Source organism: uncultured Dysgonomonas sp. (genome assembly GCF_900079725.1).
Classification (GTDB): Bacteria; Bacteroidota; Bacteroidia; order Bacteroidales; family Dysgonomonadaceae; genus Dysgonomonas.
Genome location: NZ_LT599032.1, coordinates 5119973 through 5135830, shown reverse-complemented (window position 1 = coordinate 5135830; position 15858 = coordinate 5119973). Strand labels below are relative to the sequence as shown.

Here is a 15858-nt window from a genome sequence, read left to right as displayed (position 1 = left end):
TTATAACTTCAACAGTAAATATAAGATATAGCGGGACCTTTACTATATCGAGTTCTATAATATTCAGCGCTTTCTTATGGAAATATGATATTTGTCCGCTAATAAATTGCAAATTTTCTCTTTGTCCATTCCACATTTCTTCTTTATTTCATATATATTGGCATCAACTAATGTCCGATACCACCACCCCTGAATAAAGGTGAAGATAAAGCCCTCCTTACCCTCTCGCCATGCACCCCTGATAATATAGCGATACATGAAGTAAGTGAAGGATCGCCAGAACAGTGGTTGACAAGCATATTTGAGTTTTTTTTGCCGTTTTTCCAACGTTTGCTCACTAAGTCCATTGGTTGTACCTTCACTGGTAAAACCAGACAGATTATATTCCAGATCAAGCATTTCGGCAGCCTCACGTATTGCATAATTTACATGCTTGTGGCAAAACCATGATATATCATTGAGGTTATGATCGCAGAAATCATTCTCGTATTCCTGCGTTCGTCCTTCTGAAATCCTGAGGTGTTCATCCATCAGTCGCTGCTCACATACCGCCTTTCCTTTGCGAAACATTCTGAGCATTTTTACCGGATAAATGCCTCGCTTCATCCATCGCCCCATGAAAATATGCCGGCGATTGAACACAATACCGGTAACATCCTGTGTTACAAGGGGGATTTTATTTTGCAGTTCTTCAATTAGTTCAGGTAAAAGATATTCATCGGCATCTAACCGTAGAACCCACTCTGTGTCAATGGAAAGATGTTTCAAAGCCCAATTAAATTGTGCCGCCTGATTACCCGGCCATTGCTTTTCCACTACTTCAGCTCCAAGCGAACGGGCTATTTCTTGCGTTCTGTCTGTAGAAAAACAGTCCACTACATATATTTTCCGGGCTAATTGATTTACACACTCCAAGCACCGTTTGATGTGCAATTGTTCGTCTTTGGTAAGAATAATAACCGTAAGGTCAAGCATCTTGTATAACTCTTCTTTTTATGAATTTAGCTGGATTACCACCGACTACTGTCCATGGTTCCACATCCCTGAATACGGCGGCACAGGCACCCACAACTGCCCCCTGCCTAATAGTAACTCCCATGCCCACAAAAGCACCCGTAGCGACCCATGCCTGATCTTCTATGACGATAGGAGCTGTAATCAATGGGTGCAGTCGATTAGTTATATCATGGCTTGCTGTACAGAGATAAGCTCCTTGCGATACTGTTGAATTTGCTCCGATTTTAACAAGGGCGACATTGTAGCAATTTACCTCCGAAGCCAGACAAGAATAATGTTCCATTATCAGATTTGCCGGATAGTATATCCTTGCAGATGAATAAATCACGGCGGTTGCATCTATCTCCGCACCAAAAAACCGGAGTAAAAAACGCTTCCATTTGCTACCAAGGCTACGTGGTAGCCAACTGGCAAAGAGTGCCCAAACAATTGACCATATAAAACGTATAGCCTGATGCTTCGTCCCGAATGGGTTTACATATTTGGATAAGTCAATTTCATTCATCTTCCACCTGTATAAATAGTATAGAATTTTGGAATATATTTCTTAAAATAATGCCCGATTATGCAGGCCACAATAACGAATATTATCGGGATCAGCAGATAGCAAGCTGTCATCCAATATTCATTTTTGGAAATCAGTAGTGGTAGCTTCTTGAATATATTGAGAAGTGGCTCGTGGATCAGGTAGACAAAGAATGTGTAGCTACACAGTTCACCCGGAATCCGGTTCTTTATCAATTTTCCACGCGTCAGCCGGTCATAGCTAAACCAAATAGCCGGAATACCAAAAAGAGGAATCCACTGAGTTATTATCGGGGAGAGCAGATTTAAGGCATGAAACACCGACAAACAAAGATAAACAGATAAGAAAACAACATCCGGTATTCTTATTGTCCAATGAAATTCTATTGTGGATAAGGCCATGAATCCACCTAATGAAAACCATATCAATGCTACGGTATAACCATTTCCGGCACCAAACAAAAATAAAAGGAACCAAATAATAATGTAAGAGGTGAGACCGTACTTAGTTTTTGCCTTTACTGTATAATGCAGCCATAGGTAGATAAAAGGTGAAAATAATATTATTACCATTAAATTACGGACAAACCATAACTGAAATGCAATAGGCGGACTGATGTATGTGAGGGCCAATGTTTCAATTAATCCTTTATTGATAGTATTCAATACTCTGAAATTTAAAACAGAATCAATTGCTGGAATGTTCAGTGCAATGAAATTCAGCGTGATATAGAAAAGGAATGTTAGCGTATTGGCTAAAAAGTAAGGTATAAGCAATGTATGTATACGCTTACGCATTTTCGGGAAAATGGAACGGATACCGTCAGGTACTTTCCCAAAAAACAAATAGCCGGAAATCGCATAGAACAAAGGGACTGCTACAAGGCACAGGCCATCTCCGATAAAGGTTTCGAAGAAACGAAGAATGTCATAGGCCACCCCTTCGGTATAATACATGTGTGCATATATTACCATGAGTATTGCCACAAAAGACAATATACGAAGTTTCTGACTCAGATAGGGTGATATTTTATTCATATATAAATTCAGGCTTTTCCCCTCCATCAGATATATAGTCGTAAAGGCGGAGCATTTTTTTTGCCACTCTTTCATCACTGAAATTTTCTTCAACGAGTATTCTTCCATATTGCCCCATTTCAGCTATTTCTATATCGGTTTTAGAAAATGCCAGTTGAATTGCTGAGGAAAGCGTAGCTACATCATTGTCGATCCACCAGCCACATTTTCGTTCATTAAGAATCTGCCATGGAGTACCTCTGCTTGTAATAACTGGTGTCCCGGCAGAGAGAGCCTCAGGTATAATCATCCCAAAATTCTCAAAGTCGCTTGGAACACATAGAGCAGTAAGGGAGGCTAATTTTTCAAACTTCTCTTTCCCCTGAATAAATCCAGTAAAAATCACATTCTTAAGCCCCTTTTTTCGAACCAGATTGTGTAACTCCCGCTCATAAGACTGCTCCCCTACCCCCATTATTATCAACTCCGCATCGTTGACGTTGCAGCCAAGTAATATCCAGGCCTCTATCAGCTCCTTCACTCTTTTTCGGGGATGCAGACGACCCAGATAACCAATTCTTCGTTTGTCCCGTACAGTTTCTATTTTGGACAAACAAGTCGGGTGAGGTACCGGATTAGGAATTATGGCTACCGGATTGGTAAATCCCAAATCACGATAATAAAGAAATTCATCCATACATGTTGCCTGAATAACCGCAGCTTCTGCAATATCTTTTCTGAATCCAAGGTTTAATAGCAGTCTCTTTTTCCACGCCGACCGTGCTAAAGCCTGTGGGTAGAGCATGCCATGAGGTGTGATAATATACGGTTTTCCTTTCTTTCTGGCAATACTACACGTGGTGTGGTTGATGTGCATCCAAAGTCCGTTAGTATGGTAAATATCGTATTTGTTCTGCTCTAGAAACCGTGTAAGATTACGCGAAAAACCATAAGGCGATATATAATCATATGGCAGCGCTTTTATCCATGGTTCGTTCCCCATTAGCAGGGTGACTTGCGGAGTGAGGAGATCGACATCTCCTGCCTGGTTCCGGATGGCTGAGATAAGGTCATAGACACAGGTTGAGACTCCACCCGATTTCGCACTGAGCCCCGCAATTGTTTGCAGAACTTTCATTCTTCAAGAAGTTTTAGATAAGTGAGAATCTGCAATCTGTCCCGCTCTGCAAAGCACACTCTATCAGTCGAATGTTTGTATTTTTGATAATTAATTTCCATATCAGCTATAGCATCGATCAATCCATCACTGTTTCCGGACTGGAAAATACAACCGGTACCTAAATTTTTAACCAGATCGACCGAACTGCCAACTTTATCGCTGACAATAACAGGTAGTCCCCAATAGATCGCTTCTTCGACGACCAATCCCCACGGCTCGTATTTCGATGGAAGAATAAAGACATCGTGAGCTTGATATACCCCGCCTAGTTTATGGTTATCGACAAAGCCGGTAAATGTAATATTGCCTTTTGCTTTAGCTTTCAATCCGCTTTCTAATATACCTTGCCCTACAATGGTTAAAAATTTCCCGTTCCGGTTGAAGACATCTATGAGTAAATCTATATTTTTTGCATCTATCAATCGTCCTACATAAATATATCGCAATGGATTGTGGCATACTTTCGGCTTCTTTCCGGGTTTATGGAATATGCCTACACTTCCGGTAATATGTTGTGTTCCATTGAATCCAACGGACTTGAATAGTTCGGCATGAGGTTGTCCCGATGGTAATGTGGCATTCATACGATTAATAATTCTACGCTTTGCCCATCCGGCAAGTCCGGCAAATGACACATCGAAAACGGAGGATTCACAGACCATAACATTCTTTCGTCTCGGCGATATGAAACTATATAAATTATATTCGGGTGCTAACCAACCGGCAAACAATATTTTTTTTGTATCAATCGATTTCATCAACTTCAAGAGACGGAAGAATGACAGAACCATATTATGCCGCCGGGCATTTCCATTGTATATAAATTCGAAGTCGAACTTCCAGTCTTTTTTATCATTAAGTTTTGCGTTCACAGCTTCCGTATCGTAACCATAAAGTACTAACAGCAGAGTGTGACTTCCGGCTATTTCGTTGCAAAGATTAAGTTTGTAAAACGAAGGTGTATTCGTTAGATACACAAAGTCATATTTACGTTTCATAATTCAGCAAATTTTTAAACTTATTGGGGATTTCAGTGGATTGTCCTAAAACCGACTCGGGAATATCGCCCCGATATACCGGAGGGAAATGCCTTCGGCTGAAAATAATCGGTTTTTGCCCCAGAAAGGCACCCCATGCCGAGAAGGTAGAATCTGAAGCTATTGTAAACTTGCATTTACTGATGGCATATATATCGGCGAAAGCATTTCCGAAGAATACCCGCTTCACATTAGATATCTTTAGAAGGGGTGCCAGTTCGTTGTCTGTTCCATCTGAAAAAACGAGGAATCGCTGTTTTTTATTTTCGATCAGAATATTTTCAATTATTCCTTTATACCAATCTATATCAATCCGGTATTCAGGGCTATAATCGCCTAAACGGACATGAACTGCTATTGTGTTGGACAGTTGAGCTTCCGATACGTTAGAGATAGTTTCTTCTCTTACTATTTTATCAAAATAATCTTTAACTAGCGGATAGTGCCTGTTCAAATCAACGAAATAATCAGCAAGCCCCGAAACAATTCTTATATTGGAAGTTTTGAACAAGCGGCTTTTTATTATCAATACCAACTTTTTAGTTCCGGAAATACCTATACTCTCAAACAAACGGTTATATATCCGTTTGTCTTTTTCGTCGCGAAGCCATGGCCCAATACTTATTTTACACCAGGTGGGTGCAATAAACGTAGTCCCGTATATTTGGGAATTGATATATGCGCGGGCCGCAACAAACATACAATTAGCCAGCCCCGGCCCGGAAAGCCTTATCCAGCCGAAATCTTTATCTGAAAGTCGAGGATAATCGTACAAATTAATGTTCTTCAGTGTCTTCATCTTGAATATTATAATAACAACGATATTCCAAAACAGCGACTGACACAAACAGCAGATTTGTAATAATCTGATTTACACCTATTATATATGACTCATACATGGCAGCCAACAAAACGGATATTATTACAAACAGATGAAACTTCACGTATGGTGATTTTTCTTTGAACAATAACCGCATACGATAAAAGATGTATATGCATGCTCCAAATAAAATAGCCGCATATGGATATCCTATAGCTTTTATCGTATCCAAATAGCCGTTATGCGCCCCCATTGTGGTAAGTTTAGCAGCCTCTCCCTGGATACCCGTTCTTAAGCCCCAGCCTATAACCGGATGCTCGTTAATCATCATCATTGTGGCTCTTCGGACATCCTGACGTGACCCGACAAAGTTTCCGTTTGCAAAAACATCCATGATTCTATCCAGTCCGATTACTTTGTATCCCGTCATAGGGATTATATAAAGAGCGATAAGCAGACATCCGATAATCAAAACAACTGTTTTTACCGAAAATCTATACTTGAAAAATAAAGCAATCATACACACCATTATAGAAGCACGGCTTCCACCGGCGAGAACTCCAAACAGGCATATTATTACACCTGCAATGCTTATGTATTTACTTGGCATTTTTATTAATAAAAATGCTGCAAACCCAATGGCTGCTATGGCACTCGTACTGTTTGGGTTACCAAAGCCCAGAGTAAAACGTCCATGAACAATATAATTATGGAAAAAAAGCCCATAGACTATAAGAATAGCTATTGTAATAGATAAATAAGGTATTATCTTACGATAATAGAACTCATAATGGAGCGTAATACCCCAAAAGATAATGAGTAGAACCGTTATCTTTGCTGCAAGATACATCAGGCTTATTTTTTCAATATAAAATAGTCCGAAAGTGAATTGATATAAAAGGTAGATAGTGACAAAAACAAAAATAAAAGAAACAGCTTTAATATTATCTTTTATAAAAAGTCCTTTACAGTTATATATACAATACATAGCACCTAATACAAGAGTACCATAAAAAATTATGCCGGCTATGGGATTGAAAGGGACATATTGACTGGCCAGATTCCCTATCAAAAGTAGTAATAAAGCGTATTTACCGATTGCACTCATAGCGTTTATTTGTAATTTTCCAACCATTTACAGAAAGTATCCATGAGTCTGTTTATATCGTGGGGTTTTGTTAATACAAATGGATAACGCTTCTCCTTGTAATCACTAATAAGATTTGCCAATGCTATGTAATCGGTGGGGTCGCTAAGCATAAAATGCTTTTTCGTCTCTTCGTCTAATAGGGCTTCCGCCCCTTGATGTCTGCAAGTCATAAATGGCTTACCACAGGCATAAGCTTCAGTGAAGATGCACCCGAAGCCTTCAAAATAAGAGGGTAGGCAAAATAAATCTATGGAGTTATAGAAACGGAACAATTGATTATGTGCACATTCCGGTTCGAAACTGATTATTTCCTGTAGATTTTGATCCTTTATATATTGCTCACAATAATTTCTTAGCGGTCCGGTTCCCATAAGTTTCAATCGAATATCCCGTTCTCCATTACAATAAAGATACTCAACCGCTTTTATTAGTGTCATCTGATTTTTAAGATCATTAAAGCGGCCGATGCAGCCAATAACAAAATCTTCAGTTGCTCTGTCTGCTACCATAGGGAAGAACTTACTGCAATCGACCCCGTTATACAATACATAAACATTATTAACCGGAGGATGTGTTAATCCCTGCATTTTAAGAAGTTTATTGATGTATGGAGCGTATTTCTCTTCTTTTCTTATCTTAGGAAACATGCGAAGATTCGTTTCACACGACTCACTGATACATACATGACAATCAACATCTTTAAAATGATGGTAAGCAATTCGTGCTTTTATCCGGATATTCCATTTCTTATCCGATAACTTGCCACTATTTATCCCTATCGGATCCAGGTCGTGATGCTGGAGCAGCGTAATGATTTGCCTGTTCCACTGCTTCAAAGATGTTGCATAATATGCAAAACCTGCTGTATGGATATGAGCAACAATAATATCGGATATATTAATTGAGTGTTTTTCCAGGGTTTGTTTCAGCATCCGAACGTTCCATAAACCTTGTAAGCCGTTCATCACCATAGAAGGCATTTGAAACATTGGCAAACCAATAACATCTATCCCTTCAAATTGGTAATTGAATGTTTTGTTCAGGCTCATACTACGCAGTACTATTATACGCTCATACTTATTGGTATTGATAATAGCTTTCACCTGATCATATACATAACCGCCCCAATAGTGACCGGGAAGTGGGAAAAATGGCGTTATTACCAAATAAATCATACTTTCATAACTTCTTTATACAGCATATAAACTTTTTGCGCATTTATCCGGGCCGTATAGTGATTGATCGCCATATCATAGCCCGATAAAGCTACACGGTTACGTTCAGTGCCATTTTGAATAAGTAATTGGAGCTTATTTGCCAAGTCGGACGCATTGCCAAGCTCGTACACAAATCCGGTTTGTCCATTACACACCAATTCTGTACATGCTCCGGCATTAGGAGCTATCACAGCAAGTTTTGCCAACATATATTCGATAATTACCCGGCCAAAAGCCTCATTTTTTGATGTAATAATGCCAATACTGTAATTTTTGAGAATAGCACCGATATTACCCTTTGGGCCTATAAATCTTATCACATCATCTAATCCGTATTCTTTGATAATTAATCTCAGTTTGTCGATATATTTTTTATCACCATCCCCAATTATGTCAATTCTGAAATTATTATTTTTTATTAAACGGACAGCACGGATTAATTCTATCTGATTTTTCTGTTCGCTTATACCTCCAGCCATGCATATTGCTATCTTATCTTCCTTCCGGATAAAACGGGGTAGAACACTACTCTCATCTATACCATTATATATCGTCCTCATATTGGCCTCGGGGCATATTGATTGCATATAATAGTCTGCAACCGATTGGGAAATTGCGACCATGACATCAGCGTCTTCATAACATTTAGCAGAGATTTTTCTTCCCAATGGTAAACATAGGTCGTAGTCGCCACGCCCAAATTCCCGTAGATGCCAAATTAATGGCTTTCTCATTATTTTTTTTAAAAACCAACCTAAGAATACTAAACTGGAATTTGAATGGATCAGATCTATTTTGTTTCGCAGTTTGATGGATAATCTGATAGACTGCCCGATGTTGACAGCCACTCTCAAAACGGCTTCTAATGCATTGTATACGGTGCCCTTGTCCACAGTACGTAATGAGGCATACCGGTGTATTTCATATGCTATTCCTCTTTTTTGAAGTTCTACTTCTATCGGCCCATGGGCAGGTATAAAGACTAAGGGTACGATACCATATATTCTCAGATGTTCTATTAAATGGATCATCGAAAGATTAGCACCGCCAAGCCCCGGATAATGTGAGATAAAAAGAACGCGCATCATTCTTTGTTATTTAATAGGAGTCTTCTCCTACCCTTTTAGATTTATAGAATATCTGTACCGAATATTAAATTACTTCGTAAACTTACGCGCTACACCTTTAACATAACCAGTAAAGTGGCGGAATGTCAAAGTCCATGATATACCGGGTTTATCAGATCTCAGTAATGACTTTATATCCTGTGTAAGCCCATCGTCAATAGTCTTAATATATAGAACTTCAGATTTTAACATGTCAAGCTGCCAACGTTCAGTCCTTTTCATTAGACCCGTTAAGTATATGCAATACAGTATATTATAACAAACGTTATAAGAGAACTCTTCAGCACAGTTTTTAGAAATATATTTGTTATACTTAATACGAAGTTGAATCATGTTTTCGATATAGTTCTGAATTTCACCAATAAGAGAGGCTTGTTTTGAATGTGAAATTGAATTTTGTAATATACGATAACGGTAGATTTTCTCCGGGCATCTCAAAACAGAACATGATCTTTCGCTAAATAAAGTAGTAAGGAAATGGATATCTTCACCCAATTTTAAATTATCCTCAAACTTTATTGATGCGATAAGATCCTTCTTATATAGTTTTCCCCATATCGAACATAACGTATTATAAGTCAATATATCTTTTAGCATTTGATTGCCTGCCGTTATTTTATCAGGGAAAACAGGCCGTTTATAGTTATAATCTTTTCCATCCTCATACATAGCTTGACATTCGCCGCAAACAAGCCCGACTTCAGCAATAGCAAATTTGTCAAACAATATCTGTAATGTATCAGGTATTAGCATATCGTCCGAATCCATAAAGAATATGTATTCTCCGTTAGCCTTCTCCAAACCTGTATTTCTGGCATGGCATGCACCCCGGTTTTGCGTCCTGATATATGCAATGCGGTTGTCTTTATGGGCATAGCCTTGGCAAATATCACCGGAAGAATCTGTGCTGCCGTCGTTTATTAGAAATAATTCCCAGTTTGTATATGTTTGTACCAATATAGATTCTATACATTCGACAATATATTTTTCTACATTATATACCGGTACTATAATAGAAATCATAGGATTATACTATTCTGTTTAATTATTAAGCCTCAACCAATCGCTAGGCACAACCTCATCGCTCGGTTTTCCTATAAACCAATTTTGGGGAGAGATAACTATTTTAGCGGGATTCTGATTGAGCCATGCACCCCACCAGCTGAAACTACTGTTAGCTATTATATTGTGAGCGCAATGCACCATCAAAATCAAGTCTTTGAAAGAATCTTCTCCATTATTCCAATCCACATATTCACAATCACACTCAATAATGAGATTCTCTTTAACCCAAGTAATATCATCGGAGAATATTATAAATACAGGATTGTGATATTTTATTTTAAAATAAGAGATTGCCCGCTGATAATATTCTGTACCATTAAAGACATCATAAAGGGGAAGCCCGATGTAATCCCCCCTGCGAATATGTAGACTGATACTGTCCCGTTCTTTTATTCGGGCAAGAAGTCCGTCATTATCCGTTCCCAGGGAGGGATATTGTATAAAGTCCCGGTATAAACGTTCTTTTACTACAGAAGCAAATGTATCATTTTGAAAAAATCCGGCAAATATCATTTTTTCATTGTTTTCAATAATCTTTGCTATTTTATTGGGGGTAATTATAGCTGAATTATAAAAAGTCTTATATCCTAACAATTTATGCCATGCAATTCTGGCTATACGACGTATCTTAGATTCTTTTTTATTATAAGACTTCCGCAAATATTCAGTCTTATTAATTTTTTCGGTAAAATCTGTGTGGAAAATTTTCTGAACTTCGATTCCGTTATGAAAACAATCGTAGCAATATTGGTCAAAATCGGGTATAATTTTCACTTCTGGAAAATTCTTCTCTATATAAAGCATTGCTGCATATTGGAATAATTGATTGCCTAAGCCTCCCCCGTATATAAATCTTACAACTTTTTCCATGCAATTAATTTTTTTAACAGCAGATTTTTAATAGCGATTCTTTCTTTACATGTGAGTCCAATCGCTAATATTATAATTATTAGAATTGCCCATGATGATATGACAGACAATATTAAATTAGCCCAAACCGAATAATGAAAATTGCTTATTATAAGATAACTGAGATAGATACTACTTACTAAAACGGCCAAGGTTGTAAGGCATTCATTTCTGATAAATGATGCTACTTCAAAAACGATATTTTTTTTAAGAAAATATAGAGAATAACCTAATATTATGACTTGAGCGATAATCTTTGATATCAAAATATACTCGAAGGGCATCCCTATTTGGAGATACAACCAGGCTGCAGGGATAGAGATCAGCCATAAAACAGAAGTCACAATCTGATACCGTTGAATTGCACCATGTGCCATCACGGCAGCCGAGAGAGGACCAATTAACGAATCGAGGTAAACAGACACAATAGAGAATACACATAAAATTTCTGTATTGAGAGGAACTTCTTTCAACCATAATTTCAGAATAATATCCATTTCCAGAACAAGAGGAACTGCAAGAAAAAAAAGGAGATAGGAAGAGATTTTTGCACACATCCGGATTAATGATTGATAATCCTCTGTTTGATTGCATGCTATCGTTTTTGTAATCTGCGGATTGAATGCCGTCTGTACATTTTGCATAAATCCATATACATTTCCATTGACTTGGTTAGCAATTCCCATGGCTGCACTTGCGACTGTACCTCCATAAATATTTATAAGCATATTATTCCCTTGAGACACACCCATTACCGCTCCCATTTTCAGAATGTTCCAACCTGTGAAAGATATCATCTCTTTAAATAAATTCCTGTCCCATTGAAAACTATAGTGACACACGGAAAATCGGATACGACAGTAGACCCGGTCAATCACGAATTTAATGATAGCTGCAATTACAAGAAACACTGCATAAAAAATCAAACGTTCAGAATCGGTTACCGCAATAAGCCATGCCACACCGAGCTTGAGCATGGCGCTGATAACACTGGACCAAGCAAAATACGACATCTTCTCGTAAGCAATAATGGAGCCTGTATAGGGTACGTTCAATATACTCAAAAGGCAAGAAAGCAACGTCAGTTGATAAACCCAATTAGCGGCATACATTCTCTCCTCAGGTATATTCAGTTGAGTATTTAGAAGCCATAGCCCTATAGTTTCGGCAAGTATTAGAATCACAAACGAAATGATCATGTGGCAATTCATACTCGTAGAAAACACCTTCTTTGTTTCCACCACATGATCCTTACCAATAGAAACTGTAAGGAACCGTTGAGAAGATGTAGTAAGGGCATTATTGAAGAAACTAAATAATATAGCCAACCCTCCTACTACACTGAATATACCGAAATCTTCTATTCCAAGATTTTCGAGTACAACACGGCTAGTATATAAAGATACACCCATCATGAGTGCCATCCGTATATACAGATAAATTGAGTTTTGAGCTATTCGCCGCGTGTCAGATTTCATAGAAGAGATTATTTGAGGCCGGTCTATCTAATTATATTCAATTACCATGCTATTATTAAGCAAGATAGTTATCTGCGTGAGTATACCCATAGCGGTTATATCCGTATTTACCTCGCATGTATTGTGTCCCGTTGAGAAGTAGTGTCATATTGTTGTATTGGTCTTTTTGGTACATTTCTTCTATTTCGGGCAACATTCTTCTGTCCATCAAACCTGCCCTGACCACGAATATTGTGATATCCGTAACTTTACCAACAATAGAAGCGTCCGTAACTATTTCGACAGGGGGACAATCGAGGAAAATGTAATCGTATTTTTCCCTTAATTCATCAAGCAACTGTTGTAATCTGTCATCTAGCAAAAGTTCCACCGGATTAGGCGGAATAGTTCCTGCCGGAATAATATCCAGGTTGGGATGGATTGCCCCTTTCCGTATTATCTGATCAGGATTGTCTATCATTTTTCCCAGATAATTGGATATTCCGGCCGAAGGAGAGTCTATATATGAGCTTAACGAAGCTTTTCTCATATCAAGATCTATAACAACAACTTTTTTTCCTTTTATAGCCATACTTATTGCCAGATTTATTGTTGTAAATGTTTTCCCAGAACCAATATTGAAAGATGTGAACATGATGACCTTTTGCTGTGCTTCTCCGTTTGTACTCAATATAAAATCAAGATTAGTACGTATAACTCTGAACGCTTCATTCATATAATCTTTTTTCCCTTCCTTTACAATTATGTCATCTCTATTCTTCGTCGATCTGTTTTTTAATAATAATTTTTTCTTTCCATTTATTATCTGAGGAATCTCGCCTATAAATGGCAAGGATAGAGAGGATAGATCTTTACGCCCCCTGAGAGTTATGGTCATATTTTCCACGATAATTATAATAATAGCAGGCAAGAGGAATCCGATAGCAGCAGCGACCAGTAATATCGATGTTTTCCGGGGAGTTGTTGGAAACATATTGCCGGATGGCGGTGTTATTATTTTGGTGTTGTATACCGTGAAAGTCTGTGACAACTGATTTTCTTCCTGTTTTTGCAATAAAAAAAGGTATAATGCTTCTTTTACAGCTTGTTGTCTTTCTACCGAAAGGAGATATTTTGCCTGTTCGGGACTGGAAGCTATACGCTCATTGATTTTTGTTTCAGACTTTTGTATGTTTCTTATTTGTGTATCCAAAGAGATGAGCAGATTATCTACAGACGATATAATGGCTTCGCGCACAAAAAGCAGTGACTGTTTTATGTCCAGCACTAACGGGTTATTATCACTACTGTTTGCAAGTAAAGTATTTCGTTTAAGCAACAGAGTGTTATATTCGTTTATTTGTCTGTCAATGTTTGTACCCTCAATCCCCAGATTTGCCGGTAACAACATATCTTTTGTCCGTGAATCTTTCAGGTGTGAAAGAATATACTTCGCTATAGTGTGTTGGGTACTAAGTGCCTGTATTTTTGTATCGTTTTCATTAGATCTCGCCATATACATGTTAGATGCCGCCTGAATATCAGGTATCAGGTTTTGACTTTTAAATCTCGAAATACTATCTTCTACACCCCCCAATTCTTTTTCGATGACATTTAAGCGTTCTTCGATGAAAGATGATGTATTAACGGCGATTTGGGTCCTTTCCTGAATCCAGTTTTTGTTATATACTGTGATCAGAGTGTCCAGAATATCTTCGGCCCGTTGTGCAGAAACATCGTTTAAGGATATGTCTATGATGGTGGCATCTTCATTACTCAACCCGACATTCAATGCATTTGTATAATGATTCACAATACTTCGAAGATTGGATTTCACAAATAATATCTGTTGATTATAATATACTTTGGAATAAAAGGCGGTAGGATTTATTCTAATGCTGCCTAAAGGTGTATTTACCGATTCCGATAAGTTAATTTCTTCATCCGGAAAATCCAGTTCTTCGCCATTAAGAGTAAGATTTGCTAGCCTTATCTTATTTTGAGGAAGCAATTCGATATAGAAAGAAAAAGATTCATTTACATTCGTAGAGTCAATAGAAACTATTACCGGTGAATTTTTATATAAAGGCTTGTTTCTGAAAAATCCTTTTGTGCTATAATCTTCATCCAGTTTCATACGCTGTACGACTTCCTGCATCAATAGAGGAGATTTGAAAGTCAATATCTCATTATTAATATTCGTATTGGATTTAAATAATCCCATATCAGAAAAGGTATTTATATTATCGGACAGCATTCCACCTTTGGCCGAATTATCTTTAATTAGTACCGCTGCCATACGTGTGTATACCGGAGAGGTAATCGCAATATACAAGAATGCGAAGATCAGGCATATCGTCAAAGAAATAGCAAACCAATGCCATTTTTCTACCGACATTTTCCATAAGTCCTGTATCTGTATAAAATCTTCTTCTGTATTTCTTTTCATCTTCAAAAAGCTTTTAATGACAGGTAATATACTCTTTATATTATTTAAATATTAAAACGGCTAAAGTGGTTGCAAAAGAGGCTATTGATATCCATAGAGAAACGGATTTCACATTGTTGTCGTTTATCGTAGACTGTCCTGTGCGTGTGCTGTTAGGTTCTACATATATTACATCATTTTGTCGAAGATAATATGCCGGAGATGAAAATGTATCGGACGAGCGTAAGTCCATTTTATATGTAATACGCTTTCCATCCGCTTCCCTGATAACCAGAATGCCATTCCGTTTGCCATAGATAGTCAGATCGCCGGCCATACTTATGGCTTCGAGCAGTGTGATTTGATCTCTGTCTATGCTATATTTACCAGGGCTCTTTACTTCTCCTAATACGGATATTTTCAGGTTCAGAAAATCGACTGTTACAACAGCATCATTTAACAGATTTTCTTTCACGAGCCTTTCTTTTATCATCGATGCTAATTGTTCCCTGTTCAATCCCGCAACATGAATTCGTCCCAATACCGGAAAATCTATGTAACCACCCGAGTCGACAGTATAACCCAGAATCTGATTACCCGCACTTTCATTTGAGGTTGCACTGCCTGCCTGATAAGAAACTTTTGGCAAATTGAATAGAGTGGCGAGTTCAGGGGTCTTACTTGATACTACTATCGAAATCAAATCTTTAGGCATGACTGTTATATCGGAAGATTTAACAATTGAAATATTCTTTTCTAAAGGAATATCCTGAAAATATGTAACATTTTTAGACGAGTTACATGATGAAAGGAGTAAAATACAAATCGGCAAAAATCCCATTAAAGATCTCATAAAATTCTATACTTAATAAATTGTTCGGTTACTATTTAATGAAAGTCACTGCTATA

The 15858-nt window shown here is 37.8% G+C and carries 14 protein-coding genes; all 14 read right to left on the bottom strand.

Annotation, left to right across the window (positions count from 1 at the left end; translation table 11 throughout):
- Positions 1-63: 63 nt before the first annotated feature.
- Positions 64-975 carry a glycosyltransferase family 2 protein gene (locus tag QZL88_RS20775; RefSeq protein WP_296944841.1) on the bottom strand — a complete coding sequence of 304 codons (912 nt, stop codon included), beginning with the start codon at positions 973-975 and terminating at the stop codon, positions 64-66.
- The gene (locus tag QZL88_RS20770) at positions 968-1522 is read right to left on the bottom strand and encodes a putative colanic acid biosynthesis acetyltransferase (RefSeq protein WP_296944838.1); all 555 of its coding nucleotides are present in this window, start codon (positions 1520-1522) and stop codon (positions 968-970) included. The genes QZL88_RS20775 and QZL88_RS20770 overlap by 8 nt, the downstream gene beginning before the upstream one ends.
- Positions 1519-2580, bottom strand: coding sequence for an acyltransferase family protein (locus tag QZL88_RS20765; RefSeq protein WP_296944836.1), 1062 nt, complete (start codon positions 2578-2580; stop codon positions 1519-1521). The genes QZL88_RS20770 and QZL88_RS20765 overlap by 4 nt, the downstream gene beginning before the upstream one ends.
- Positions 2573-3697, bottom strand: a complete 1125-nt coding sequence (locus tag QZL88_RS20760) for a glycosyltransferase (RefSeq protein WP_296944833.1) — start codon at positions 3695-3697, stop codon at positions 2573-2575. Before QZL88_RS20760 ends, QZL88_RS20765 begins: the two co-directional genes overlap by 8 nt.
- Entirely contained in the window at positions 3694-4737 is a 1044-nt protein-coding gene (locus tag QZL88_RS20755; protein ID WP_296944831.1) for a glycosyltransferase, read from the bottom strand. The genes QZL88_RS20760 and QZL88_RS20755 overlap by 4 nt, the downstream gene beginning before the upstream one ends.
- A complete protein-coding gene (locus QZL88_RS20750; RefSeq protein ID WP_296944829.1) occupies positions 4727-5575 on the bottom strand; it encodes an alpha-1,2-fucosyltransferase in 849 nt (282 codons plus the stop codon). The genes QZL88_RS20755 and QZL88_RS20750 overlap by 11 nt, the downstream gene beginning before the upstream one ends.
- Positions 5553-6704, bottom strand: a complete 1152-nt coding sequence (locus QZL88_RS20745; RefSeq protein WP_296944826.1) for an O-antigen ligase family protein — start codon at positions 6702-6704, stop codon at positions 5553-5555. Before QZL88_RS20745 ends, QZL88_RS20750 begins: the two co-directional genes overlap by 23 nt.
- Positions 6705-6709: 5 nt before the next feature.
- Positions 6710-7921, bottom strand: a complete 1212-nt coding sequence (locus tag QZL88_RS20740) for a glycosyltransferase family 4 protein (RefSeq protein ID WP_296944824.1) — start codon at positions 7919-7921, stop codon at positions 6710-6712.
- Positions 7918-9051 (bottom strand): glycosyltransferase family 4 protein, encoded by a 1134-nt coding sequence (locus QZL88_RS20735; RefSeq protein WP_296944822.1) that lies wholly within the window; start codon positions 9049-9051, stop codon positions 7918-7920. Before QZL88_RS20735 ends, QZL88_RS20740 begins: the two co-directional genes overlap by 4 nt.
- A gap of 69 nt (positions 9052-9120) precedes the next feature.
- Complete coding sequence (locus tag QZL88_RS20730) at positions 9121-10113, bottom strand: glycosyltransferase family 2 protein (protein WP_296944819.1); 993 nt, start codon at positions 10111-10113, stop codon at positions 9121-9123.
- Between the two features lie 18 nt (positions 10114-10131).
- Complete coding sequence (locus QZL88_RS20725) at positions 10132-11025, bottom strand: alpha-1,2-fucosyltransferase (RefSeq protein WP_296944816.1); 894 nt, start codon at positions 11023-11025, stop codon at positions 10132-10134.
- Complete coding sequence (locus QZL88_RS20720) at positions 11010-12542, bottom strand: lipopolysaccharide biosynthesis protein (RefSeq protein ID WP_296944813.1); 1533 nt, start codon at positions 12540-12542, stop codon at positions 11010-11012. The genes QZL88_RS20725 and QZL88_RS20720 overlap by 16 nt, the downstream gene beginning before the upstream one ends.
- Positions 12543-12597: 55 nt before the next feature.
- Positions 12598-14970: a polysaccharide biosynthesis tyrosine autokinase gene (locus QZL88_RS20715; RefSeq protein WP_296944810.1), complete on the bottom strand. Its 2373-nt coding sequence runs from the start codon at positions 14968-14970 to the stop codon at positions 12598-12600.
- Between the two features lie 40 nt (positions 14971-15010).
- Positions 15011-15802: a polysaccharide biosynthesis/export family protein gene (locus QZL88_RS20710; RefSeq protein ID WP_296944808.1), complete on the bottom strand. Its 792-nt coding sequence runs from the start codon at positions 15800-15802 to the stop codon at positions 15011-15013.
- Positions 15803-15858 lie beyond the last annotated feature (56 nt).